This window comes from Streptomyces sp. CNP082 (assembly GCF_059570535.1).
Map to the genome: position 1 here is coordinate 69207 of NZ_JCANSZ010000024.1, position 25559 is coordinate 94765.

A 25559-nucleotide genomic window follows, 5' to 3' on the forward strand; every position below is an offset into this window, starting at 1 on the left:
AACCTAAGTTGACTAACGAAGAATAGTCAACCCCAGTTGCTTAATACTCGGGAAGGGCAGGCTCCCGGCTGTGCACACTCCTTGAACTCACCACGCTGCAATCACCGGTATGTGCGCACCCCCTTGACGTCATCCACTCGCAGGCGTAGACCAACTCAGCACGAGAGAGCGCTCTCTCGCCATTCGATCATTCACTCCTTGAAGACTGATCGAAGAGCCGACGACTCAGGAGACGTGACCCATGCGCGTACCCCCCACCGGCGACTCACCCACGCCGTCCGCACGATCCGGCCCGTCGCGCCGCACCCTGCTGGCCGCCGCGGCGGCGGCAGCCGCGGTGCCGGCCACGGGCCTGGCGATCTCCCAGGCGACCGCGGCGCCGCAGCGGACCGCGGCCCGCCCGCTCGCCGACCCCGACCTCGGCCCCAACGTGATCTTCTTCGACCCGTCCTCGCCCGACATTCAGGGCCGGCTGGACCAGATCTTCCGCCAGCAGGAGTCGGCGCAGTTCGGCACCGGCCGCTACGCGCTGCTCTTCAAGCCCGGCACGTACGACGGCCTCAACGCCCAACTCGGCTTCTACACCTCGATCATCGGCCTCGGCCTGTCCCCCGACGACACGCACATCAACGGGGACGTGACCGTGGACGCCGGCTGGTTCAACGGCAACGCCACCCAGAACTTCTGGCGCTCGGCCGAGAACCTGTCACTCAGCCCCGTCAACGGCACCAACCGCTTCGCCGTCTCCCAGGCCGCGCCGTTCCGCCGCATGCACGTGCGCGGCAACCTCAACCTGGCGCCGGACGGCTACGGCTGGGCCAGCGGCGGCTACATCGCCGACAGCCGCATCGACGGCACCGTGCAGCCGTACTCGCAGCAGCAGTGGTACACCCGCGACAGCAGCATCGGCGGCTGGCTCAACGCCGTGTGGAACATGGTCTTCTCGGGCGTCGAGGGCGCTCCGGCGCAGTCCTTCCCCGACCCGCCGTACACCACGCTGGACACCACCCCGATCTCCCGCGAGAAGCCGTTCCTCTACATCGACGGTGAGGAGTACAAGGTCTTCCTCCCGGCACTGCGCCGCAACGCGCGCGGCACCACCTGGGGCGGCGGCAGCCCGCAGGGCGAGTCGCTGCCGCTGTCCGACTTCCACGTCGTCAAGGAGGGCGCCACCGCCGCGAGCATCAACGCCGCCCTGCAGGAGGGCAAGCACCTGCTGCTCACCCCGGGGATCTACCACGTGGACGCGCCGATCGCGATCGACCGGGCGGACACCGTGGTCCTCGGCATCGGCTACCCCACGATCATCCCGGACGGCGGCGTGGCCGCCATGACCGTCGCCGACACCGACGGGGTGCGGCTCGCCGGCTTCCTGCTCGACGCCGGTGCGGAGAACTCCGACGTGCTGCTCGAGGTGGGTCCGGAGGGCTCGTCCGCGGACCACGAGGGCAACCCGGCCACGCTGCAGGACGTGTTCATCCGCATCGGCGGCGCGGGCCCCGGCAAGGCGACCACCAGCATGGTGATCAACAGCCGGCACGTGCTCGTCGACCACACCTGGATCTGGCGCGCGGACCACGGCGACGGCGTCGGCTGGGAGACCAACCGGTGCGACTACGGCCTCGTCGTCAACGGCGACGACGTACTGATCACCGGGCTGTTCGTGGAGCACTTCAACAAGTACGACGTGCAGTGGAACGGCGAGCGCGGGCGCACGGTCTTCCTCCAGAACGAGAAGGCGTACGACGCGCCGAACCAGGCCGCGATCCAGAACGGCGACCTGCGCGGCTACGCCGCCTACAAGGTCGCCGACGACGTCACCCAGCACGAGGGCTGGGGCATGGGCAGTTACTGCTACTACAACGTCGCCCCCGACATCATCCAGGAGCACGGCTTCGCCACGCCCACGGGCTCCGGGATCAAGTTCCACCACATCATGGTGGTCTCGCTCGGCGGGCAGGGGCAGTACGCCCACGTCGTCAACGACCACGGCGATCCCACCTCGGGCACGGACACGATCCCCTCCAAGGTCGTCGCCTACCCCTGAGCCGCACCTGGCGGGTGCAGACGCCCCGTGCCCGGTCACGCCGACACCGGGAGCGGGGCGGCGGCTTGCGCGGAGCCGGGCCCGGGCCCCGGGCACCCCTGCCGTGCCGCCCTCGTACCGCTCGGCGGAACAGCAGTCAGAGAGCGCTCTCCCCGCCGTCCTGAAGTCCGCGCTCCCCCGCAGGGTGACGCGTGTGCCGACGCGGGGACCGGAGCCGCCCCGGTGCCACCTGCGCTGCCCGGCCCGCCAGCACGCGGCCCTGCCACGGGACTTGCGCGGGCAGCGCCGGCGACGCCACGCTACCCGCCTGCGCCCCGGGGACCGGCCGCCGGCTCCCGGGCGCGGATGCAGCATCATGGGGTGAAGTGCGTAGCCGAGACGACAGGGCACGATGGGCGAGATGATGCAACCCGGCGATTTCATGATGGCCACCAGGAGCCGCGGCTACTCGCCGCAGCAGGTCGACCGCGTCGTCGGCGACCTGCTCGCCGAGCGGGAAGCCGCCGTACGCCACGCCAGAGACCTCGAAACACAGGTGGAGGCGAGCGGACGGCATCTGGCCCAGCTCCTCGAACAGGCCGCGGCGCTGGGCCCGCAGACGTACGAGTCGCTCGGCGAGACCGCCGGCAAGCTCTATCTGGACGCCAAGGCCGAGGCGGACCGGATCCTCGCCCGGGCGGAGGAGGAGTCCCGGGAGCTGAAGGAGGGCGCCCACGCCGCCGTGACAGAGCGCGGCAAGGAGTCGGAGCAGCAGGCCGAGCGCATCAGAGCCGACGCCGAGCAGCGGGCGCGGCAGCGGATCAAGCAGGCGCACGAGACGGCGGGGCAGCTCATCGCCGAGGCGCAGCGGCAGGCGGACGGCACCCGCGAGGAGGCCCGCCAGCGCGCGCAGCAGGTGACGCTGGAGGCCGCCGCGCACATCGGCGCGCAGCAGTCGGCGCAGGCCGAGCGCGAGGGGAAGCTCGCCGGCGAGACGGGGTCGCGGCTGCAGGAGCTGGAGGACGCGCTGGGCGCGGCGGAGGGGCAGGCGGAGGCCGTGCGCTCGGAGTACCTGCGCCGCCGTGACGGCAACGCGAAGTACGCGGCCCGGCTGCTGCGGGAGGCGGAGCTGGAGGCAGCGGACCTGCGCGACCGGGCCTGGCAGGCGGCCGAGCGGATCGAGATCCGGGCGGCGGTGGAGCAGGAACGCTACGCCAGGCGCATCGAGGAGGCGCGGGCGCGGCTGGCGGAGGCACAGCAGGCGGTGGTCGCCATCGCAGACCCGGCGCGGCGGCGGCAGCAGCCGCAGGACCGGCAGACCTCGCAGACCGGCCAGACCCCGCAGGACCGGCAGACCCCGCAGGACCGGCAGACCCCGCAGGACCGGCAGACCCCGCAGGACCGGCAGACCCCGCAGGACCGGCAGACCTCACAGGCCGGCCAGACCCCGCAGACCCAGCAGGTCCCGCAGACACAGCAGACTCAGCAGATCCCGCGGCAGCAGGCACCGCAGCGTCCGGACGCGCCGCAGGCGCCCCAGCAGTCCGCGCCCCAGCCGTCCGTGCCCCGGCAGCCCCAGCACGGCCCCCCGCCCGTGCCGCCGCTGCCGGCGCAGCAGCCCGGGCAGCGGCAGCCGGGGCAGTAGGGTCCGGCCGCGGGCCGGTCGTGTCCCACGGCGTGGTGCAGGCGACGCGCACCCCGAGCACGACTGTCCCGAGTCCGAACGCCGGCTTCACGCTGGGTGCGGCACATTCGCGCCGTTCGCAGCAACGGGGCCGCTGCCCGCGGCGGACGTGCCGGCTACGGTCGCGGGCGAGCCCAGCGGCCGGGCCACGATCCGCGGTGTCATGGTGCCGGGTCCGCCGCACCACCCCGCGGGACGCCATCCGCGGGCCGGCCCTCCGCGACGTCACCGCTCGGGGACCAGCACCCCCGGGTTGAGGATGCCGGCCGGGTCGAGCGCCGACTTCGCGGCGGCGAGCGCCGCGGCGAAGGGGTCCGGGCGCTGGCGGTCGTACCACGGCCGGTGGTCGCGGCCGACGGCGTGGTGGTGCGTGATCGTGCCGCCGTGCGCCGCGATCGCCTCCGAGACCGCGGCCTTGATCTCGTCCCACTGCGCGACGGTGCTGCCCCAGCGGCCGGGCGCGATGACGCCGAAGTACGGCGCGGGGCCGTCCGGGTAGACGTGGGTGAAGCGGCAGGTGACCACGCCCGCGCCGCCGGTGGCCGCGCGGACGGCGCGGTGTGCGGCGTCGGCGACGGCGTGGTGCAGCGCGCCGAAGGCGTCCCAGGTGCAGGCCGTCTCGAAGGTCTCGACGACCATGCCGTGGCGGACGAGTGCGTCGCGCTGGTACGGCATCCGCAGGAACGCCGACCGCCAGGCCGCGCCCGCGCCGCCGGCGTCCGGCTCCCCGGCGCCGGGCCCGTCGCCCGGCTCCGCGGCACCGCCGGATGCGTCCCGTACGGCCTGCTCTTCCGGCTCCTCCGGCGCCTCCGGTGCGCCGCCGTGGTCGCGGCACAGCTCCAGGGCCCGCGCCAGCCGGCCGGCCACCGGGTGGTCCGCGGACTCGAAGCCGAGCACGAGCAGGCCCCCGCCGGTGCTCACCCCCGCGTGGACCAGCGCCTCGGCCGGGTCGAGCAGCCGGCAGTTCGCGGGGTACAGTCCGCTCTGCGCGACCGCCCGGGTCGCCGCCACCGCCGCGGTGAAGTCCGCGAAGCGCACCGACGCCCGCGCGCGCCACCGCGGGCGCTGCTGCAGCCGCAGCCACGCCTCTGTGATCACCCCGAGCGCGCCCTCGCTGCCCAGGAACAGCCGGTCGGGCGACGGGCCCGCGCCCGATCCGGGCAGCCGCCGGGACTCGCCGGTGCCGGCCGGCGAGACCACCCGCAGGGACTCCACGAGATCGTCGATGTGCGTGTCGAGCGTGGCGTAGTGACCGCCGGCGCGGGTGGCCAGCCAGCCGCCGAGCGTGGAGAACTCGAAGGACTGCGGGAAGTGCCGCAACGCCAGGCCGTGCGGGCGCAGTTGCTCCGCCAGCGGGGGCCCGAACACGCCCGTCTGGATACGGGCCGCACGGCTTGTCGTGTCGACCTCCAGCACCGCGTCCAGATGCCCCAGGTCGAGGGTGACCGCCGGGCGTTCGTCCGCGAAGCGCGGCTCGACCCCGCCGACCACGGAACTGCCGCCGCCGTAGGGGATCGCGGCGACGCCCGCGCGGGTGCACCAGTCGAGCAGATCGGCGACGTCGCGCTCGTGACGCGGCCGGGCGACGAGGTCCGGCGGGTGGCGCAGGTCGCCGTGCAGGTTGCGTACGACGTCGCGGAACGCCTTGCCGTGGGTGTGCGCGGCGCGGTCTGCGGGGTCCGCGGAGCACAGCCCGGCCAGCGAGGCCGGCGGCTCGACCCGGGGCGGGGGCAGGACGAGGGAGGAGACGGGCGGCGGCGCGTGGTCCTCGGGCTCGGCGGCCGACAGCAGCCGCACCCGGTCGAGCAGCGCGGCGAGTTCGGCGCCGCGCACCGCGTCCTCGACGTTGCCCCAGCCCCACCAGGATCGCGTCATACGCCCCTCCTCCCCCGTCACACCCGGCCCGGTTCCAGCCAATGATGGCCCGAATTCCCGCCATGGGATCACTCCTTCAGGCGTTTCCGCACTCTTGACAGCGGCCCTGAGGCGGCGGCTCCACATAGCCTCAAACGACGATCGACGGCCGGAGGGCAGGGTGTTACCAACGAAGGGCACCACACGGTGACAGCACCGTGCCATTTGAAGGGGATGACGTGACGCACTTCCGGCACGACAGTTGCTCCGCGTTCCCGGGTGCGCCGCCGTACGGCTTGACCGCCGACGACAGGCGCTCCGGTCCCCCACTGGCCGTCGCGCTCGCCACCGGGCCCGCGGCCACTCACCCGGAGGCCAGGATGCCGCAGTCCGACGTCTTTGCGCAGGCGCGTGCGCTCTTCACCGGACCCGACGGAACAGTGCGTTCACTGTCGGCGCCGAAGGGCGGGCCGTGGCACGGGCCCGCCGTCGTCGCGCCCGTCGGAAGCTGCCGTCCCGGCACCCCGGTCGGGCTGGCGCACCGGGCGCCCGCCGGCCGCCTGGACGCGGCGTACACGTCCGCGGACGGGGCGGTTCACGTCATGTGGACCGTGGCGGGCTGCGGTTGGCACGGCCCGGCGGCCGTCGCGCGGCCGGGGACCTGCGCGCCCGGCGCCGCGATCACTCTCGCGCACCAGCGGACGAGGGACCAGTTAGACGCGCTGTGCACCGGCGCGGACGGCTCGGTGCTGGCGCTGTGGTCGGCCGGCGACGGGTCGTGGAGCGGGCCGGCGGCGCTCACCCCGCCCGGCACCTGCGTCCCGGGCACCCCGATCGGGCTGGGCCGGCGCGGGCCGGCCGAGCGTCTTGAGGCGGTGTACGCGGACGCCGACGGGTCCGTCCAGGCGCTGTGGGCGGACGTCGACCACCCGTGGCAGGGGCCCGCCGCCCTCACCCCGCCCGGCACCTGCGCGCCGGGCACGGCGGTGACGCTCGCCTCCCAGGACAGCACCGCCCCGGGCAACGCCTGCCAGGACAGCGCCGCCCGGGACAGCGCCGCCCAGGACGAAGCGCCCCGGCTGACCGCGCTGTTCACCGGCGCCGACGGTTCGGTACGGGTCATGCGGGCCGACGGCTCCGGCCCGTGGACCGGCCCCGAGGTCCTCACGGCGGCGGGCGACTGCGCGCCCGGCGCACCCGTGACGCTCGCGTCCGGGAAGTCCGCGGAGCGGCTGGACGCGGTGGTCGCCGGCGCCGACGGCTCCGTGCTGGCGCTGTCCGCGGCCGGCGCGGCGGGCTGGCGCAGGCCCGTGACCGCCGCCCCGCCGGGCACGTGCGCGCCGACGACGGCGATCGGCCTCGGGCGCCTGGCGGCGGCGCACCGGCTCAACGCGGTGTTCGCGGGCACGGACGGCGCGGTGCACTCCATGTGCACGTTACGGGACGGCAGTTGGCGCAAACCGGTCCAGATCGCGGCGCCGGGGTCCGCGGCGCGCGGGTCAGCCGTCGCGCTGGCCCACCGGGGGACCGTGCCCGGCGCGTGAGGCGCGCAGCCGGCGCCGGTGGCCGGCGCCGGCAGGTGGCGGCTTCACGTCGAACGCTCGGCCAGTCGTTCGCCTCGCACGTCACAGATGTCGAGCAGTTCGATCGCGCACTCCTTCAGGCGCTCGATGACGAATTTCGCCTCATCGGTCGTCGCCACGGTGTCGAGCGCGCACCCGGCAAGCTCGATCACTTCACGCGCGTTTGCGATCTGTCGCCGCTCCACGTCGCTCGCACGGCGGCGTCGGGCGCAGCCCGTCGAGCCCGGCAGCCGGGTACGCGCCGCGACGGCGTCGCGGCCCCGCGTACGGCGCGAACCTCGCGCAATCGGGCGCAATCTTCCCCGGGAATCTGCTAATTCGCATTACCACTGCTGCAACACCCTTGACGGCCCTCCGCGGACGGTTCTAGGTTCCTCGCACAGCAGTTAGGCAATACGCATTAGCTACCCACCGTGAAGGCCCTGCTTGCCATGCCAGAAGCCCCCGGCAGACTCACCCAGCGCGACATAGCCCGGCTCGCCGGCGTCAGCCAGACGACCGTCTCGCTCGTGCTCAACGACCGCCCCGACGCCGCCCGGATCGCCCCGGAGACCCGCGAGCGCGTGCTGCGCGTGATCCGCGAGACCGGCTACGCCGCGGACCCCATGGCCCGCCGGCTGACCAAACAGCTCAACCAGATCCTCGGGGTCTTCACCTACGAGCCCGTCTTCCCCAGCACCAGCGCCGACTTCTACCACCCCTTCCTGCGCGGCATCGAGGAGAGCGCCGAGCGCAGCGGCTGCGACCTGCTGCTGTTCACCTCCGCGCCGGTGACCGCCGGGCGGCGGCGCATCTTCCACGAGAACAACCGGCTGCGGGTGGCCGACGGCTGTGTGCTCCTCGGCCGCGAGATCCCGCACGGGGAGCTGAGCCGGCTGGTCGCCGAGAGGTACCCCTTCGTCTGCGTGGGCCGCCGCGACGACGCCGACGGCGGACCCGTGCCGTACATCGGCGCCGACTACGTCGCCGCCACCGCCCGGCTCGTGGAGCGGGCGCGGGCGCTGGGGCACCGGCGGCTGGCGTTCGCCGGGCCGGGCGCGGGGGCGGAGTCGTCCGCGGACCGGCTCACCGGGTTCCGGCAGGCGGCGGGGGACGAGGCGCCGCATCTGGCGCAGGGGCGACCTGCCGCGGAGTGGCTGGAGCGGCTGCTCGACGCCGGGGTGACGGCGGTGTTCGTGGAGTTCGAGAAGGACGCCGTCGAGTTGTACGAGGCTGCCGCGGCCCGCGGTCTCGACGTGCCGCGGGACCTGTCGGTGCTGGCCCTGGGCGACCCCACCACGCCGGTGGACGCACCGGTGGAGTTCACCGGATTCCGCATCCCCCGCACCGAGATGGGCCGGCAGGCCGTCGACCTGCTCACCGGCATGCTGCACGGCCGGGCCGAGCACACCCGGGGGCTGCTGGACTGCCTCCTCGTCGAGGGCGTCACGCTCGCCGCCCCCGCCCGCTGACCGGCCCCCGTACCCGTCCCCCTGTCCCCGCCCACGACTCAGCACCCCCCAAGGAGTGGCCCATGCACGCAGATGTCCTCGTCGTCGGCGGCGGCACCGGAGGCGTCGCCGCCGCGCTCGGCGCGCTGCGCGCCGGCCGGTCGGTGATCCTCACCGAGGAGTACGACTGGCTGGGCGGTCAGCTCACCAGCCAGGCCGTACCCCCCGACGAGCACACCTGGATCGAGCAGTTCGGCGCCACCGCCTCGTACCGGGCGCTGCGCGAAGGCATCCGCGACTACTACCGCCGCCACTACCCCCTCACCGCAGCCGCCCGCGCCAAGCCGGACCTCAACCCCGGCGCCGGGCACGTCAGCCGGCTCTGCCACGAGCCGCGGGTGGCGGTCGCGGTGCTCGACACGCTGCTGGCCCCGTACCGCGGCGCCGGCCGGCTGACCGTGCTGCACCCCTACCGTCCCGTGGCCGCCGAGACCGACGGCGACCGCGTCACCTCCGTGACCGTCGAGCGCCCCGGCGGCGGCGAGCCGCTGACGCTCACCGCGCCGTACGTCCTGGACGCCACCGAGACCGGGGAACTGCTGCCGCTGACCGGCACCGAGTACGTCACCGGCTTCGAGTCCGGCGCGCAGACCGGCGAGCCCAGCGCCCCCGACGAGGCGCAGCCGCTCAACATGCAGGCGGTGTCGTACTGTTTCGCGGTCGATCACGTCGACGGCGACCACACCATCGACCGGCCCGCCTCCTACGACTTCTGGCGTTCCTACGAACCGGAGTTCTGGGGTGCCCCCCTGCTGTCCTGGCGGGCCCCGCACCCGCGGACGCTGGAGCTGGTCGAGCGCGAGTTCACCCCGAACCCGGGCGACGACCCGCTCGCCGTCGTCGCCGACCAGCGGCGCAGCGGCGGGGATACGAACCTGTGGACGTTCCGCCGCATCGCCGCCCGCGACCAGTTCACGCCCGGCGCGTACGCCAGCGACGTCACCCTCGTCAACTGGCCGATGATCGACTACTTCGAGGCCCCGGTCATCGACGTGCCGGACGCCGCGGCGCGGCTGGAGGAGGCCCGCGGGCTGTCGCTGTCGCTGCTGTACTGGATGCAGACCGAGGCCCCGCGCCCCGACGGCGGCACCGGCTTCCCTGGACTGCGGCTGCGCGGCGACATCACCGGCGGCGGCGCGGACGGGCTGGCGATGGCCCCGTACATCCGCGAGTCGCGGCGCATCCGGGCCGAGTACACCGTCGTGGAGCAGGACCTGTCGCTCGACGCGCGCGGCGGCAAGGGCGCGGTGAGCTACGCCGACTCGGTCGGCATCGGCATGTACCGCATCGACCTGCATCCCTCCACCGGGCGCGACACGTACATCGACGTGCCGTCCAGCCCGTTCGAGATCCCGCTCGGCGCGCTGCTCCCGCAGCGTACGGAGAACCTGCTGCCGGCCGGCAAGAACATCGGCACCACCCACATCACCAACGGCTGCTACCGCCTGCACCCCGTCGAGTGGAACATCGGCGAGGCCGCAGGGCTGCTCGCGGCCCACTGCGTCGCGCACGGCCTCACCCCCCGCGCCGTACGCAACACCCCCCGTCTGCTCCAGGACTTCCAGCGCACCCTGACCGCCCACGGTGTCGAGCTGCGCTGGCCCGACATCAGCGGTTACTGACCGCACGGCCACCGACAGAACCGACATCCGAGGAGGCGCCCGCATGTCTTCGCCAGCACGGCTCAGCACCCGGTCCAGCAGAGGAACCCTCGTCCGCGGAAAGCCCGTCGCCCTCGCCGCCGCCGGCCTGCTCGCGCTCACCGCGTGCGGCGGCTCCGACGGCGGCTCCGGCTCCGACGGCGGTCCGGTCACGCTGCGCATGACCATCTGGACCGGCAACGAGGAGCATCTGAAGCTCCTGAACGGGATCGCCGCGGACTACCGCAAGCAGCACCCGGAGGTGAAGGAGATCAAGTTCGACACCCTCCCGGTCGAGGACTACACCACCACGCTGACCACCCAGATAGCCGGCGGCAAGGCCCCGGACCTGGCCTGGATCTTCGAGAACTCGGCCCCCGACTTCGTCACCTCCGGCGCGCTCGCGGAGATCGAGGACGACAAGGACGTGCTGCCGTCGGCGAAGAAGCTGTGGCAGCACGAGGGCAAGCTCTACGCGTACCCCTTCTCCACCTCCCCGTTCGGCGTCTTCGTCAACACCGACATGCTGAAGGAGGCCGGCCAGCCCGCCCCGGCCGAGCTGATCGAGCAGGGCAAGTGGACCTGGGAGCAGGTCGCCGAGGTCGGCGGCGCCGTGCGGGACGAGACCGGCGAGGCCGGCATGGTCATCGGCGACTTCGACTACAAGCTGTGGGACAACCTGGCCACCGTCTGGGACGGCTGGGGCGCCGATCCCTGGAGCGAGGACGGCAAGACCTGCGCGTTCGACTCCCCCGAGATGACCGAGGCGATGACGTTCCTGCACGAGACGATCTTCGAGGACGAGGCGATGCCCGGGCCGGGCACCACCGCGGACTTCTTCTCCGGCGAGGCGGCGATGACCGTCACCCAGATCAGCCGGGCCTCACTGCTGGACGACAGCTTCGCCTGGGACTTCGTGCCGCTGCCGGAGGGCCCGGCGGGCTCGTACGACGTGATCGGGCAGGCCGGCCTCGGGGTGCTCGGCAACGGCGACAACGTCGAGGAGGCCGTGGACTTCCTGGCGTTCATGACGAACGAGAAGAACTCCGCCGCCCTCGGCCGCTACTTCCCGCAGGCCCGCAGCTCCCAACTGGACGCCGAGACCCTCGCCCAGAGCAACCCGCTGCTCAAGCCCGCGCAGCTCGACGAGGTCGTCGTCGGCGGCATCGAGAACGGCGAGGTCAAGCCCACCCACACCAACCAGGCGGAGCTCTTCGAGTCCGTACGCGCCGCGCTCGACCCGCTGTGGAAGCCGGACGCCGACGTGGCCAAGGCGCTCCAGGACGTCTGCTCGGCGATCCAGCCGCAACTGGAGAAGTGACGGCGCTCCCATGGCGACCCTGGAACGCGCCCGGGCCAAGGCCGCTCCCCCGCGCCCCGGCGGGGACGGCTCCCGGCGGCCCTTCTGGACCGCCCGCCGCCGGGACCAGATGGCCGGCTACCTGTTCATCGCCCCGCAGCTACTGGGCAGTGTCCTGTTCGTCCTGATCCCCCTCGGCCTGGTCTTCTGGTACAGCTTCCACGAGTGGAACGTGCTGGCCGGCAGCTTCCACGGGGTGGGCGCGGACAACTACCGGGCGCTGGCCGACGACCCCAAGCTGCCCGGCGTGCTGCGCGCCACCGCGTTCTTCTCCGTCGGCCTGGTGGTGCTGAACCTCAGCCTGGCGCTGGCGCTGGCGGTGCTGCTCAACCAGAAGCTGCGCGGCAACACCGTCTTCCGCACCCTGTTCTTCTCGCCCGTCGTGGTCTCGCTGGTCGCCTGGACGATCGTGTGGGGCTTCCTGCTGCAGAAGAACGGCGGCATCAACGCCGGGCTCGACCTGGTCGGCATCGAAGGACCCAACTGGCTGCGCGGCGAGACGTCGTCGATGATCTCGGTGATCGTCGTGCAGGTCTTCAAGAACGTGGGCCTGAACATGGTGCTGTTCCTGGCCGCGCTGCAGGGCGTGCCCCGGGAGCTGTACGAGGCCGCCACCGTGGACGGCGCCGGGCGCTGTCGGCAGTTCCTGCGGATCACCGTGCCGCTGATCAGCCCGACGATCCTGCTCACGTCGATCATCACGGTGGTCGGCTCGCTCCAGGTGTTCGCCCAGATCGCCGTGCTCACCCAGGGCGGCCCCGGCAACTCCACCACGGTTCTCGTCTACTACCTCTACCAGCAGGCGTTCGAGTTCCACCACTTCGGCTACGGCGCGACGCTCTCCGTACTGCTCTTCCTCATCGTGCTCGTGCTGACCGTCGTGCAGTGGCAGATGCGCAAGAAGTGGGTCTTCCATGAGTCATAAGCCGACCCGGCGCGCCAGACTCGTGCTCTACGGGGTGCTGCTGGTGCTCCTCGTCCCGTTCGTCTTCCCGACGTGGTGGATGGTCACCTCGTCGCTGAAGCCGGCCAGCGAGATCTTCGCGTTCCCGCCGTCGCTGCTGCCCGAGAGCCCCGGGTTCGGCGCGTACGAGCGGGTCTTCGACCTCCAGCCGTTCGCGCAGCAGTACTGGAACAGCATGTACATCGCGGTCGCGGTGACCATCGGCACGCTCGCGGTGTCGTCGATGGCCGGCTACGCCTTCGCGCGCATCCGCTTCCGCGGCCAGAACGCGCTGTTCCTGGTGGTGCTCACCGGCCTGCTGATCCCCAGCGAGGTCACCATCGTGCCGCTGTTCCAGATGTTCAACGACTGGGGGATGACGGACACGCACTGGCCGCTGGTCCTGGTGCCGGTCCTCGGGGCGCCGAGCGTGCTGGCGACGTTCATCATGCGGCAGTTCTTCATCACGCTGCCGGCCGAGCTGGAGGAGGCCGCCCGGATGGACGGCCTGGGCCGCTTCGCGATCTACTGGCGCATCGCGCTGCCGCTGGCCCGGCCGGCCCTGGCGGCGGTGGGGATCTTCACGTTCCTGCACAGCTGGAACCTGTATCTGGAGCCCATCGTGTACCTGTCCACCCCGGAGAAGTTCACGCTGCCGCAGGCACTGACGCAGTTCACCGACAACTACGGCGGCCCGATGTGGGACGTGCAACTCGCCGCGGCGTCGCTGACGGCGCTGCCGGTGCTGGCCGTGTTCGTCTTCGCGCAGCGCCAGTTCGTGGAGGGCCTCGCGCACTCCGGTCTGAAGTGACCTTCCTTTCCCGTACGTTCCCTCCTGCCGCAGGAGCCGCCATGTCCTCATCCGCCATGAGCCGCCGCAGCGTGCTGCGCGGCGCCACCGCCGGCAGCACGGCGCTCGCCTTCGGTGCCGTCGCCACCGGAACCGCCACCGGAGCGGCCACCGGAGCCGCCGCCTTCGCCGCACCGTCCGGCGAGCCGTCGTGGGACCCGGCCCGCTTCGGCTCGTCGTACACCGCCCGCCCGCCGGACCCGGGCGCCGTGCTGCTCGGCGGGCCAGGCTTCGCCGTCCACGGCGACGGCGCCGGCGACGACACCGCGGCGCTCCAGGCCGCCGTCGACGAGGCGTCCCGCCGGGGCATCGCCAACAAGCTCGGCGACATCCTCGGCGGCGCCCGCGACTTCCCGTACGGCGACGGCGGCGGCGTCGTCCTCGTCCCACCGGGTACGTACCGGCTGACCGCGCCCGTCGACGTGCACGACTCGGTGCGCGTCGTCGGGTTCGGCGCGCGCCGGCCGGTGTTCGTGCTCGGCGCGGCCACCCCCGGGTACGCCACGGGTACGGCCCGCGACGTGTTCTCCTTCCGGCGGCGGCCGGTCGGCGGGCCCGTGTCGTACGCGAACAACGACACCTTCGGATCGGGTCTGGTCAACCTCGACATCCGCCTCGGCCCCGGCAACCCGGACGCGATCGCCGTGCGCTTCGGCGGCGCGCAGTTGTGCCTGCTCCAGGACCTCGACATCGACGCGGGCGACAGCCGCGCGGGCATCGACCACAACGCGAACCTGATCCACCGCGTGCGGGTGCGCGGCGGCGAGGTCGGGCTGCACGCGTACGCCGCCTCCGCGGGCTGGCAGACGACGCTGCTGGACTGCCGGTTCGAGGGGCAGCGCCGGGCGGCGGTGTCGATGTTCAATGACGCCAAGCTCGTCGTCGTACGGACCGCGTTCTCGGGTACGCCGCGGGCGTTCGAGTCGGCGCAGGACCAGTGGCAGCACCTCTACGTCCAGGACTGCCACTTCGACGGCGTGAGCGACGCCGTCGCCGTACTCGACGACAGCGCCTCGCTGCCCGGCGCCGACGACGAGCTCATCCGGCGCAGCAACCAGCTCACCCTGCTCGACTGCACCGCCACCGGCACCCGCGACCTGCTGCTCCTCGCGCGGAGCGGCGCGCGCACCCGCGGCCCGCTGCCGTCCGGCCTGGTCCGGGAGCTGACGTACGGGCTGCGCGTCGAGAACGCGCTCGGCCCGCGGGAGTCGCGGCGCGAAGGCGTGCACGTGGACATCGCCCGCCACGCGCCCGACGATCTGATCCGCGCCAGGCTGCGCGCCGACACGCCCCCGCCGCCCCCGGTGCACACCTGGGTCAGCGTCGCCGACGTGGCCGCGGAGATGGGCCGGACGATCGGCGCCGGCGAGGACGACCTCGACGTCTTCCAGGCCGCGGTCGACCGGCACGAGACGGTGTTCGTGCCCATCGGGCGGTACCTGCTCACCGACACCCTGAAGTTGCGCGCCCGGACCAGACTGATCGGGCTGCACCCGCGGCAGACCTGGCTGCTCGCCGCCGACGGCCACCCGCACTTCGCCGACCCGGACGCGCCGCGCGCCCTGCTCGCCACCCCGCACGGCGGCGTCAACACCGTCAGCGGGCTCGGCCTGGACACCGCACGGCAGACGCCCGGCTCGGTGAACCTGCTGTGGCAGTCCGGCACCGGTTCGTATCTGGCGGACGTGGTCACGCAGTTCGTCAAGTGGCACCCGGAGGACGTGCAGTCGGGCGACCCCGGCTACTCCTACCGCGGCGCGCACAAGTACGGCATCTGGGTGCGCGGCGGGGGCGGCGCGCTCGCCAACGTGTGGAGCATCAACGGCTGGGCGGAGAACGGGCTGCTGGTCGAGGACACGGACGTGCCCGCCCGGTTGTACGAGGTGTCCGTCGAACACCACGAGACGCGCGAGGTGGTGCTGCGCCGCGTCCGCGACTGGTCGTTCCTCGGCCTGCAGACCGAGGACCACATCTACGGCTGGCGCTCGCAGGCGGTGGAGNNNGNGCGCTCNNGNGACATCCTGCTCGCGAACTCGGTGCTCTTCCGCGTCGCCACCGTGCAGGGCCCGTACCCGTACGCGGTCGGGGTGCGCGACTCGAAGCGGATCACGCTGCGCGGGAACCGCGGCTATCGCGACAAGACGCCGGAGTTCACGCAGTGGGGCGCCGCGCTCAGCGACGTCCGTACCGGACGGACCGTGCCCGAGGTGGAGTTCACGCTGATCGCGACCTGACCACGACACGATCAGTTCTGTCCGGGACGGTTCTGGTACGGCGATGAACAGGCGTCGTTCAGGTCCGTGCCATCCCGCGGCCACGGCTGATCAGCACAGTGCGGCTGACAGCACGTCTCGTGGACGGAGTTCCCGTGGACCGGACTGAGAGAACAGAGAAAGAGGACCGCGGCGGGCAGCGCACCCGCCTCGACAGACGCGCACTGCTGCAGACCGCCGTCGCCGTGCCGGCAGCCGGCGCGGTGGCGGCGCTGGCGGCGGACCCCGCGGCGGCGGCCGGAGGGGCCTCCGCACCGGGGGCGGCAGCCGGCGAGGGGCAGGAGTACGACTCCGAGAGCCCGCGCTTCACGCTGGCGGTGCTGCCGGACACGCAGTACCTCTTCGACGCCGACAGCGCCGACCCGGAGCCGCTGCGCGCGACGTTCCGGTACCTGGTCGACGAGCGCAGCGAGGCGAACATCGCCTTCATGACGCACCTCGGCGACGTCACCGAGCACGGCACGGCCGACGAGATCCAGCTCGCCGCCGCCACCTTCCGCACCATCCACGGGGCGGTCCCGTACAGCGTGCTCGCGGGCAACCACGACATCGACGGCTCGAAGGACGACCAGCGGGGCGACAGCGCGTACCTCGACGCCTTCGGCCCGGAGCGCTACCGCCGCATGCCGACGTTCCGCGGCTCCTCCGACGACGGCTACAACACCTGCCACGTGCTGCGCAGCGGCGGTCGCGAGTGGCTGGTGCTGGCGCTCGACTGGCGGATCTCCGACCACGGGCTCCAGTGGGCGCAGGGCGTCCTCGACCGGTTCCCCGAGCTGCCCGCGATCCTCACCACGCACGACCTCGCCTGGGCGGAGGACGACGGCGCGGCGCAACTGTCCGACCACGGGCAGCGGCTGTGGGACAAGCTGATCCGCGGCAACGACCAGATCTTCCTGGCGCTGGGCGGCCACTACTGGCCGCCGGGGCGCACCGTGCTGACCAACGACGCGGGCAACGACGTCCACGTGCACATCACCAACTACCAGGACCGCTACTACGGCGGCGCCGCGATGATCCGCCTGTACGGGTTCGACCTGGCCCGCGGCGTGATCGACGTGGAGACCTTCTCGCCGTGGTTCCTGGCCCGCGACCCCGAGCGCCGGTCGCTGCTGGCGGCGGAGACCATCGAACTGACCGGACCCACCGACCGCTTCTCGCTGGAGATCGGCTTCAGGGAGCGGTTCGCCGGCTTCGCGCCCGTCGTACCGCCACGGCCGCGGCCGGCAGCCGCGGTGCTGCCGCGCGGCACGGTCGCGTACTGGCGCTTCGACTCCGAGGGCCTGGCCGCCGCCGGCCGGGACGGCGAGCCCGTCGCCGACGGGATACGCGCCAGGGACCTCAGCGGCAACGGCAACGATCTGACCGTACGCCGCCTGCACGACAGCGAGCCGAGCGTGCTGACCTGGTCGGACGGGCACCACGAAGGGCAGCCGGCGCACGCCAGCCTGCGCTTCGACGGCGGCAAGAGCCCGAACCGCGGCGCGATCCTGACCACCGCGGCAGACGCGCCGCTCAACAGCGAGAAGTTCACCTCCGGCTACACGATCGAGACCTACCTGAAGCTGCCGGAGCCCTTCGAGGGCGACCACGCCTGGATGGGCATCCTGAGCTGGGAGGGCCGCAACGGCGACGCGGGCAAGACCACCGGCTGGTCACCCCTGGAGCCGACCTGCAGCCTGAACCTCTCGCCCGAGCGCTTCCTGCAGTTCGTCGTCTACGCGCACCGCCAGGACGCCGACCCCACCTCGTGGAGCCACACGCTGCCGGTGGGGCGCTGGATGCATGTGGCCGTCGTCAACGACGGCCAGCGCACGCTCGTGTACGTGGACGGCTCGAAGATCGCCCGCAACCCCACCCAGCCCTCGACCGGCATCGCCACCCTCGGCAAGCCGTTCGTCATCGGCGCCACGCAGTTCGACGAGAAGTACGAGCAGGGCTACTACGGCTGGATCGGCGACACCCGCATCGTGGCCAGGGCGCTGTCCCCGCGCGACTTCCTCACCCCCGCCTGACCCGGGCCGCGCCCGGCGGCGGGCGCGGCTGACGGCCCTGGGCGTCTCCCGCGCGCAGCCCCTAGGCTCGGGGGGCACCAGCAGGCAGGGAAGCGCGTATGACCCCGTTCGACAAGCTCAGAGCCCGGCTCGCCCGTACGGTACGGCGGGTCGGCGAGGCCGCGCCGCCGCGGGACGCCGCCGTCCTGCGGTGGCTCGCCTTCGTGGTCGCGGCGCTCGCCACCGCGGTGCTCGTCATCGCCAGTACGGCCCGTTCCACCGTCGCCGACGCGGGCTTCTACCGCGCCGCGCTCGACCGGGAGCACGCCTACGACCGGCTCTACGACCAGGTGCTGGTGGACCCCGAGGCGTCCGGCATCACCCGCGACCTGCTGGCCCGGCTGCCCGTCCCCGAGTCCGTCGTCACCTCCAACCTGAAGACGGTCCTGCCGCCGACCACCGCACGGGCCCTGGCCGAGGGCGCCATCGGGGACGCGGTGGCCTACCTGCGCGGTGAGAAGGACGAGCTGACCCTGGAGATCGACCTGCGGCCGGTGCTCGACAACCTCGGCGCCGTGGGCAACGTCCACTTCGCCGACGTCGTCGCGAACCTCCAGGACAAGCCCGCCCCCGACTACGCCGCGTTCCAGTCCGACCTGGGCGAGGCCGTGAACCGGATCGGGGACGGCGAGCGCCCCGCGGGGCTGCCGACGCTCGACCTCACCGAGGGGCAGGTGAAAGCCGCCACCGACACGGTGCTGCGGGCCGTGCCCGCGGACGAGCGGGCGGAGCTGCGCCCGCGGCTGCTGGCCGCGCTCGGCGCCGGCGACCTGGCCACGGCGCTCGCGGAGGTCGGGCCCGCGCTCTTCTCCGAGCGGGAGGAGAGCGCCGCGTCGGCGCTGCGGAACACGGCGGACGGGGTGTCCTGGGACCTGGCGGCCGAGTTCGACGACGGCGGCAGGGACGGGCTGCGCCCGGTGCGCGAGGCGCGCTCCTTCACCCGGCTGGGGCTCGGCTGGGTGCAGACCGGCGCCGTACTGCTCGGGCTCGCCTCGCTGGCCGTCCTCTGGCGCTACGGGCCCCGCGCCCCCGGCCGGCGCCTGCTGCGCATCGGCGGGGCGCTGGCGTGCGGAGGCGCGCTGACGTTCGCGCTGGCGCTGGTGGCGCGCGACAGGTTCGGCACCAGCGTCGCCGCCGCGCCGCGGAACTGGCCGCCCTCCGCGGCCCGGCTGCTGGACGACGTCCAGCGCACGGCGCTGGACCAGCTCTATACGGCCGCACTGACGACGGCCGCCGCGCCGCTGGCGGCGGGGGTGCTGCTGGCCGCCGGCGGGTGGCTGTGGCACCGCCGGGCGACCGCGCTCGCCGCGGCGAGGGCCGCCGCGGCGGCCGGGGCTGGAGCCGGGGCGCCCGCGGCGGCGGCCGGGGAGAGGGCCGGGGAGGGGACTGCGGTGCCGGCGGCGGGCGCACCGAAGGCCGGAGACGCCGAGGCCACCGGAACCCCAGAGGCCGGCGAACCGGAGACCGCAAAGCCGCGGGTCGGAGAGGCGGAGACCGGAGAGGCGCTGGCCGGCGAATCGGAGACCGCAGGGCCAGAGACCGGGGAACCGGAGACTGGAGAGCCGGAGGCCGCAGCGCCCGGGGCCGCAGAGCCGGAGGCCGGAGAACCCGCCGCCGGGCAGCCCGCCCCCGCCGGACCCACGCAGCCCCTGCCGCCGCGCTACCGCTGGGGCGCGGTCGGCGTCGTCGTCGCCGCGCTGGCCGGCGCCGTCTTCGTGCCGCATGCCTTCGGCGGCGAGGACGACCGCCGCTGCAACGGCCGCGAGGAGCTGTGCGAGCTGCGCTACGACGAGGTCGCCCAGCTCGCCTCGCACAACGCGATGGCCACCTCCCAGGACCGGTTCATCGCCCCGCTCCAGGACCCGTCGATCACCGGCCAGCTCAACGGCGGCGTGCGCGCCCTGCTCCTCGACACCCACCGCTGGGAGACGCCGCCGGAGATCACCGAGCGGCTGGCGGAGTCGGACTTCACCCCGGCCATGCAGCGGCAGATCCGCTCGGTGCTCAACACTGTCGACCCGCCCCGCACGGGCACCTGGCTGTGCCACGCCGTCTGCCGCGGCGGCGCGCTGCCCCTGGTCCCGGAGCTGGAGAAGATCGGCGACTGGCTGGAGCAGCACCCCTCCGACATAGTCACGCTCGTGATCCAGGACGGCATCACCGGTGCCGACACCCGCACCCAGATGCGCCACGCCGGGCTGACCGACATGGTGTTCACGCCGGACGACGACCCGGACAAGCCGTGGCCGACGCTCGGCGAGATGATCGACGAGGACCGGCGCCTGGTGGTGTTCGCGGAGAAGGCGGACGGCCCGGCGCCCTGGTACCGCAACTTCTACCGGTACGGCATGGAGACCCCGTTCGCGTTCCGGACGCCCGACGACATGACGTGCGCACCGAACCGCGGCGGCACGGACAGGCAGCTCTTCCTCATGAACCACTTCATCACCAACAGCGGCGGCAGCCGCCTGGACGCCGGCCGGATCAACGCCCGTGACTTCGTGCTCGACCGGGCCCACGAGTGCGAGCGGGCACGCGGCCGGCCGGTGAACCTGGTGGCCGTCGACTACGCCACGATCGGCGACGCGCGCGGCGCCGTGAACGTACTCAACGACGAGCGCATCGCGCGCCACGAGGACTGACGGCACCGCACGCGCGTCAGCCCTGCCGCCCCTCCCCTCCCCCGCCGGCGGGCGCGCCGTGGTGCACCAGGGCCGTCGCCGCCGCGGCGGACGCGACGAGCGCCACCGGCGGCGGGACGAGGAGCAGCAGCGAAGCCGTCCAGCGCAGCGAGGCCGCGAGGCCCAGCAGCGCCAGCGACGGGGCGGCGAGGAACGTGGTTGATGTCTTTGGCCCGCCGTGCCTCTTTGCGCCTGCGTCTCTTCAGGCGCCGTTTCGCGGACGGGGTGTTCTTCTGCTGTAGCTTGGCGCGCGGGCCCCGCTCGCGTAGGCGGGTGCGGCTGAGTTCGCGCCCGGCCATGATCTCGCCGTCCGAGGTGGTTCGCGGCCGGCGCGACGGGCGCGGTGGCGGGGTCCGTGTCCGGATGGCGTCGCTGCCGGGGGGCGAGGAAAGCCAGGAGGCCGCCGGGCGGCGGCAGGGCGTCAGCCTTCGCGGCCGGGGAGCCTGGCCAGCGCACGGGAGCGCTGGGCGACGAGGTCGTCGTAGGTGCCGTCGCGCTCGGCCCAGCGGTGCATCAGGACGCCCCGCACGAGGACTTCGCGCGGGGTGGGGTCCTCCGCGAGCAGGTGCATGACCTCGGTGGCGAAGTCGTCGAGCGGCAGCGCGTGCGGGTTCACCTTCTCCTGGCCTGCGGTGGCGACGGCCGGGGGGACGAGTTCGACGACGCTGACGCCGGTGCCGTCGAGCTGCGCGCGCAGGGCCTCCGAGTACGCGTGCACCGCGGCCTTCGAGGCGGCGTAGCCGGGCATCGGCGGGAACGGCAGGAAGGCGATTCCGGAGGTGACGGTGATGAAGGTGCCGGCGCCCCGCCGGAGCAGGTGGGGGGTGAAGGCGTCGATGACGCGGATGGTGCCGAGCAGGTTGGTGTCGATCGTCGTCTGCGTCAGCTCGAAGTGCGCGGGGTCGCGCAGGTCTTCCTGGAACATCACCCCCGACATGGTCACCACGGTGTCCAGCCCGGGGTACCGGGCGAGCACGGCGTCGCGGAAGGACGTACACGAGGCGCCGTCCGTGACGTCGACAGCGAACGTGCCGAACCCTTCCCCGGCGAGTGCGGAGAGCGCGTCCGGGCTGCGTCCGCCAACGGCCACGGTGCTGCCCGCCGCGGTGAACCGGCGGGCAAGCTCCCGCCCGATGCCCGAGGTTCCGCCGACGATGAGAACCGTGCGGTTGGAGAGATCCACGAGAACTTCCCTTCGATCCAGGGCGCCGACGGCGTGCCGGCCCGGCGCAGCCGGTGCGGTCCGCTGCCGCTTCCGCAGCGGTGTCTCCGCAGTCTCGGCGGCCTTCGCCGGGCGCGGCAGGGCCCCCGTCTTCCCTGGTCCTCGCAGGGCCCCCGCTGAGACACGCGCACCGCACTACCGTTGTCGGCATGAAGGACGAGGAATCCGGCAACCGGCTCGGCAGCTACCTCCGTGCCCGGCGCGAGCTGGTCTCCCCGGCACAGGCGGGGCTTCCGCCCGGCGGCAACCGCCGCGTGCCCGGCCTGCGCCGCGAGGAGGTGGCCCTGCTCGCCGGCATCAGTCCCGACTACTACCTGCGCCTGGAACGGGGCCGCGACAAGAACCCCTCGCCCCAGGTCCTTGAGTCACTCGCGCGCGTCCTGCGGCTCGACGACGTCGAACGGACGTATCTGCTCGGCCTCGCGGCGGCACGCCCCCGGGCGCCGCGCCGCAGGCGGCCCGAGCACGTACCGGCGCGGGTGCACGAGCTGCTCGCCCACCTTCAGATCCCCGCGTTCGTCGAAGGGCGCGCGTTCGACGTCCTGGCCTCCAACCCCATGGCCGTCGCGCTCTCCCCCCGGCTGCGGCCCGGCCAGAACCGGCTGCGTTCCCTCCTCCTCGATCCGGAGGAGGAGGCCTTCCACCAGGACTGGGCGAAGGCGACCGCCGACTTCGTCGCCGCCCTCCGCACCACCATCGGGGACGATGTCGACGACCCCCGGTTCGTCGAGCTCGTCGGGGAACTCGCGCTGTCCAGCCAGCGGTTCCGTACCCTGTGGGCCCGCCACGACGTCCGCAGCCTCGACGGGGGCACGACCACGGTCCACCACCCCGTCGTCGGCGATCTCCGCCTCCACCGGGACAAACTCCCCGTCGACGACGTCATCCTCGTCGTCAACTACCCCGACAAGGACAGCGACAGCGACGAGAAACTGCGGCTCCTCGCGGCGCTCTCACACCCCGGGCCCGCCGGCACGGCGCACGACGGGCAGGCGGACGTCCCGTACCCGAAGACCCCCTGACGCACGCGCGCCGTCGAGGCGGCGCAGCCGCTGCGCGCGGCGGCGTCACCGGGCCGCGAAGTCTCAGCGCACGATCCGGCCGGGATCCGGGCCGCCGTCCGGGACCACCCCGCCGCGGGCCCGCCCGGCATCCGGCACGGTGAGCACGACCTGCGTGCCGCCGCCCGGGGCCGGTGCCACGTCCAGCGCCGCGCCGATGAGCAGGGCCCGCTCGCGCATGCCGCGGATCCCGGCGCCTTCGCCGGCGGCGCCCAGCCCGCGGCCGTCGTCCGCGACGCGCAGCTCCACCGCGGCGCCGGCGCGCACAAGGCTCAGCTCCACCCGGTCCGCCGCGGCGTGCCGGACGACGTTCGTGAGCGCCGCCTGCGCGACGCGGTAGAGCACCAGCTCCACGTCCGGGTCCAGCGGCGGCAGGTCCGCGTCGAGGCGGCGCTCGACGCGCACGCCGGTGTGCCCGGCGAGGTCCGTGCCCAGCGAGGTCAGCGCACTGACCAGGCCCAGGTCCTCCAGCACCCCGGGCCGCAGCCGCCCGGCCAGCCTGCGCACCTCCTCCAGGCTCTCCCTGGTGGTCTCCTGTGCCCGGCGCAGGTCGGCGCTCAGCGCGTCCGGTGCGCGTTCGCCGGCGCGCTTCAGCTCCAGCAGCACGGTGGTCATGCTCTGCCCGACTTCGTCGTGCAGCTCCTGCGCGATGCGCCGCCGCTCGGCTTCCTGCGCGGACAGCGCACGCCCGGTGCTGGCGGCGCGCTCGGCCTCCAGCCGGTCGAGCATGGCGTTGAACGTGCTGATGACCTCGGCGACGTCGCCGGTGCGCGGGACGGTGAGCCGCTGGCCGGGACGGAGCAGGTCGACGGTGGTCATGAGCCCGGTGAGGCGTTCCAGTGGGGCCAGGGCGACGCGCAGCAGCGCGGCGTTGGCCACGAGCATGACGGCCAGCCCCGCCACCAGGACCACGGCCTCGGTGAGCAGGACCGAAGCGGAGACGGTCACGGGCGCCCACATCAGCACGCCCGCGGCCGTGCCGAGCACCAGGGCGTTGAGTACGAAGATCCGCCAGAACAGGGACACGGGGCGGGGCCTCCTCGATTCGTACGGTGCGTACCACTATGTGCGATCGGCGGGCGGCGGCTGCGGCCGGGCCGGGCGCGGGAGGGGTTCACGCGGTCGCAGCAAGCGGTCACCTTCCCCGTGGACCACGGGTCGTACGGACGCGGTGCGGATCACGAACAGGGCGTACCCGGGCGGGGTTGAGCGTCCGGACAGCCCTCTGCCGGCCGGTGTACGACGGGAGTGCGCGGTTGTCGGGCGGGGGCGGCGGCTTTCCCGACGGGTGTCTGATGTCCGCCGGTGCCGTCCCGTGACACCGTGCGAAGCGCACCCGCACCCGTAAGCCCCCCGACGGACGGGACCCGCGCATGCGCTACGCCCTCGACCCCGAACTCGCCGCGGCGGTCGCGCTGATGGCCGAGGCCGACATCTCCGACCTCGCCGCCGCGCGCGCCGCCCAGGCGGCCGAGCTGGCCGCGGCGCCGGCGGCCGACGAGTCGGGCGTCGTCGTACGGGACGTGTGCGCACCCGGCCTGGCGGACGGCGCGCCGCAGGTTCCGCTGCGGGTCTACCGTCCCGCCGCCGCGACCAGGCCGCTGCCCGCCGTGTACGCGCTGCACGGCGGCGGTTTCGTCCTCGGCTCGCCGCAGGTCGACCACGACACCAACCTGCGGTTCTGCCGGGAGCTGCCCGCCGTGGTCGTCGCCGCCGGCTACCGGCTCGCGCCCGAACACCCCTACCCCGCCGCGCTCGACGACTGCCGCGCCGGGCTGTGGTGGCTGGCCGGTAACGCCGCTGAACTCGGCGTGGACCCGGCCCGGATCGGGCTGTGGGGCGACAGCGCGGGCGCCGGGCTCGCGGCCGGGCTCGCGCTGCTCACCCGCGACCGCGGCGGGCCGCCGATCCGCTGCCAGCACCTGCAGAGCCCGGCGCTGGACGACCGGCTCACCACGCCCAGCGCCCGGACGTTCACCGACACCCCGGTGTGGAACCGCCGCAACGCCGTGCTGAGCTGGCAGGCGTACCTCGGTCCCGGCGTGCCGGGCTCGCCGGCCGTCCCGCCGTACGCGGCACCGGCCCGCGCAACCGACCTGGCGGGGCTGCCGCCGGCGTGCGTGGCGGTGATGGAGTTCGACCCGCTGCGCGACGAGGCCACGGCGTACGCGAAGGCGCTGGCGGCGGCGGGGGTGCCGGTGCGGCTGAACTTCTACCCGGGCACGTTCCACGGCGCGGTGGGGGTGACGCACGCGGCGGTGGCCCAGCGGATCCTCACCGACGCACGGGACGCCCTCCGGGCGGGGCTGGGCGCGGACGGGCACACCGCTTCGCGCGACGGCGGCGCGGCCGACGCGCGTACGGAGCAGGGGACGCGGGCCGTACGGACCGAACGCGCCGCGGGACCGGGCCGGCGGACCGGCCCCGACGACCTCGGCGCACCGGAGCCGGGCCCGGCCCGGCCGGGACACGGGCCCGCACCGCAGGACGCGGGCCTCCGCATGCGCACCTCGGAACCGGACGGCAGCGGCGGCGCGCAGGCCCACCCCGGCGACGAGCGCGACGTACCGGCACCGGGCCCGGCCACGGGCGGGTGCCGGCGCCCGCGCGGCGCGAGCCCGGACGGGCTCGCGGGCGGCGCGAACCGGGACGGGCTGCCGGACGGACGCGAAGTACGGGCCCAGGAGCCGGCCCGCCGTGGCGGCCTGCCGCGCGGAGTGCCGGAGGGCCCGCGGGGCGAAGGCGGCGGGCCCGCGCGGCCCGCCCGGCCCGGCGGCTTGCCGCCGGACGGCACCGGGGGATGACAGCGGTGACGCCCGTGACCCCCACCACGCGACG

General features: G+C 73.8%; 16 protein-coding genes and 1 pseudogene. 13 read left to right on the forward strand and 4 right to left on the reverse strand.

Features of this window, described 5'->3' with window-relative positions; translation table 11 throughout:
* Positions 1-241: 241 nt before the first annotated feature.
* Both B124_RS19965 and B124_RS19970 read left to right on the forward strand, forming a co-directional pair.
* A complete protein-coding gene (locus B124_RS19965) occupies positions 242-2047 on the forward strand; it encodes a pectate lyase-like domain-containing protein (protein ID WP_496504247.1) in 1806 nt (601 codons plus the stop codon).
* 400 nt (positions 2048-2447) lie between these two features.
* On the forward strand, positions 2448-3671 hold the full coding sequence (locus B124_RS19970; RefSeq protein WP_496504248.1) for a hypothetical protein: 1224 nt from the start codon (positions 2448-2450) through the stop codon (positions 3669-3671).
* 264 nt (positions 3672-3935) lie between these two features.
* On the opposite strand, the gene B124_RS19975 is transcribed toward B124_RS19970, so the two are convergent.
* Positions 3936-5585 (reverse strand): FAD-binding oxidoreductase, encoded by a 1650-nt coding sequence (locus tag B124_RS19975; RefSeq protein ID WP_496504249.1) that lies wholly within the window; start codon positions 5583-5585, stop codon positions 3936-3938.
* A 218-nt stretch (positions 5586-5803) separates the two neighbouring features.
* Between B124_RS19975 and B124_RS19980 the strand changes: the two genes are divergently transcribed.
* Positions 5804-7108, forward strand: a complete 1305-nt coding sequence (locus B124_RS19980; protein WP_496504250.1) for a beta propeller lectin — start codon at positions 5804-5806, stop codon at positions 7106-7108.
* 44 nt (positions 7109-7152) lie between these two features.
* Here the strand turns inward: B124_RS19980 and B124_RS19985 are convergent, their stop codons facing one another.
* Entirely contained in the window at positions 7153-7299 is a 147-nt protein-coding gene (locus B124_RS19985) for a hypothetical protein (protein WP_496504251.1), read from the reverse strand.
* Between the two features lie 279 nt (positions 7300-7578).
* Here B124_RS19985 and B124_RS19990 point away from each other — a divergent pair, with 279 nt between their 5' ends.
* From B124_RS19990 to B124_RS20025, 8 genes are all read left to right on the forward strand, one after another.
* A complete protein-coding gene (locus tag B124_RS19990) occupies positions 7579-8598 on the forward strand; it encodes a LacI family DNA-binding transcriptional regulator (RefSeq protein ID WP_496504271.1) in 1020 nt (339 codons plus the stop codon).
* A gap of 62 nt (positions 8599-8660) precedes the next feature.
* Entirely contained in the window at positions 8661-10259 is a 1599-nt protein-coding gene (locus tag B124_RS19995; RefSeq protein ID WP_496504252.1) for an FAD-dependent oxidoreductase, read from the forward strand.
* A gap of 43 nt (positions 10260-10302) precedes the next feature.
* The gene (locus tag B124_RS20000; protein WP_496504253.1) at positions 10303-11598 is read left to right on the forward strand and encodes an ABC transporter substrate-binding protein; all 1296 of its coding nucleotides are present in this window, start codon (positions 10303-10305) and stop codon (positions 11596-11598) included.
* 10 nt (positions 11599-11608) lie between these two features.
* Complete coding sequence (locus B124_RS20005) at positions 11609-12562, forward strand: carbohydrate ABC transporter permease (RefSeq protein WP_496504254.1); 954 nt, start codon at positions 11609-11611, stop codon at positions 12560-12562.
* Positions 12552-13391, forward strand: a complete 840-nt coding sequence (locus B124_RS20010; RefSeq protein WP_496504255.1) for a carbohydrate ABC transporter permease — start codon at positions 12552-12554, stop codon at positions 13389-13391. The genes B124_RS20005 and B124_RS20010 overlap by 11 nt, the downstream gene beginning before the upstream one ends.
* A gap of 56 nt (positions 13392-13447) precedes the next feature.
* A complete protein-coding gene (locus B124_RS20015) occupies positions 13448-15664 on the forward strand; it encodes a glycosyl hydrolase family 28-related protein (protein ID WP_496504272.1) in 2217 nt (738 codons plus the stop codon).
* Between the two features lie 134 nt (positions 15665-15798).
* Positions 15799-17718 carry a LamG-like jellyroll fold domain-containing protein gene (locus B124_RS20020; protein WP_496504256.1) on the forward strand — a complete coding sequence of 640 codons (1920 nt, stop codon included), beginning with the start codon at positions 15799-15801 and terminating at the stop codon, positions 17716-17718.
* A 98-nt stretch (positions 17719-17816) separates the two neighbouring features.
* Positions 17817-20399 (forward strand): phosphoinositide-specific phospholipase C-related protein, encoded by a 2583-nt coding sequence (locus B124_RS20025; RefSeq protein ID WP_496504257.1) that lies wholly within the window; start codon positions 17817-17819, stop codon positions 20397-20399.
* Between the two features lie 460 nt (positions 20400-20859).
* Here B124_RS20025 and B124_RS20030 read toward each other — a convergent pair whose 3' ends face one another.
* Positions 20860-21621: an SDR family oxidoreductase gene (locus tag B124_RS20030; protein ID WP_496504258.1), complete on the reverse strand. Its 762-nt coding sequence runs from the start codon at positions 21619-21621 to the stop codon at positions 20860-20862.
* A gap of 188 nt (positions 21622-21809) precedes the next feature.
* Here B124_RS20030 and B124_RS20035 point away from each other — a divergent pair, with 188 nt between their 5' ends.
* Positions 21810-22682, forward strand: coding sequence for a helix-turn-helix transcriptional regulator (locus B124_RS20035; protein WP_496504259.1), 873 nt, complete (start codon positions 21810-21812; stop codon positions 22680-22682).
* A gap of 63 nt (positions 22683-22745) precedes the next feature.
* Here the strand turns inward: B124_RS20035 and B124_RS20040 are convergent, their stop codons facing one another.
* Positions 22746-23747, reverse strand: a complete 1002-nt coding sequence (locus B124_RS20040) for a sensor histidine kinase (RefSeq protein ID WP_496504260.1) — start codon at positions 23745-23747, stop codon at positions 22746-22748.
* A 347-nt stretch (positions 23748-24094) separates the two neighbouring features.
* Here B124_RS20040 and B124_RS20045 point away from each other — a divergent pair.
* A pseudogene (locus tag B124_RS20045) lies at positions 24095-25075 on the forward strand (alpha/beta hydrolase); the annotation flags it as partial.
* Between the last annotated feature and the right edge of the window lie 484 nt (positions 25076-25559).